This window comes from Bartonella sp. CL25QHWL (genome assembly GCF_042195335.1).
In the GTDB taxonomy this organism is placed as follows: domain Bacteria; phylum Pseudomonadota; class Alphaproteobacteria; order Rhizobiales; family Rhizobiaceae; genus Bartonella.
In genome coordinates this window covers 1-563 of sequence record NZ_JBHIOE010000109.1, presented here as the reverse complement: position 1 = coordinate 563, position 563 = coordinate 1, and the positions used below count along the sequence as shown (strand labels likewise).

Genomic DNA, 563 nt, shown 5'->3' with positions numbered 1-563 from the left:
GAATGCCAAAAACCGTGTGTAAAATCAGTTTTGGCAATGACACCTGCAACTGCTGCACTTGCTGGCTGTTCTATGATCTTTCCATCACGATTTACCTTTACAAATGGGTCAACTATGATGGCGCGCTTTGAATCAAAATCCTTTGCTGTGCTAAGTGCTGCTTCATCTGTGCTGTTTGGTGCATCAAGCACCACAATAGCACGCAGACGCTCTGCAATGCCAATCAGTTCTGCTGCGACGGGGTTGGCAGTTGCACCAGTTCCATTCTCTTCAATATTCACACTGGAAGGGCGTTGATGTGTAAAGCCTGGAGCGATGAGAATGCGTGGTGTTTGTCCCACAATGGATTGCGCTCCAATCAAAGCATGGACGCCTTCATAAGCGCCATTTGCATTCACACCACCCAGAATATTGGTGAGTGTTGCATTTTCATTGTCACCCTCGTGCACGCGTACGACAACGACAATGGCGCCTACTTGTTTAAAAATAAGATCAAGGGCATTGGGTAAGGTACCTTGACGCTTACCCGTTTTATCGAGTTTTGCAGCTTGTGAAAGAGAGCC

Annotated in this window: 1 protein-coding gene; it reads right to left on the bottom strand. The window is 47.1% G+C overall.

Annotated elements, in window-relative coordinates:
* Positions 1 to 563, bottom strand: a 563-nt coding sequence (locus ACFILY_RS09720; protein ID WP_375638028.1) for a phage tail sheath subtilisin-like domain-containing protein, incomplete at both ends; no start/stop codon positions are given.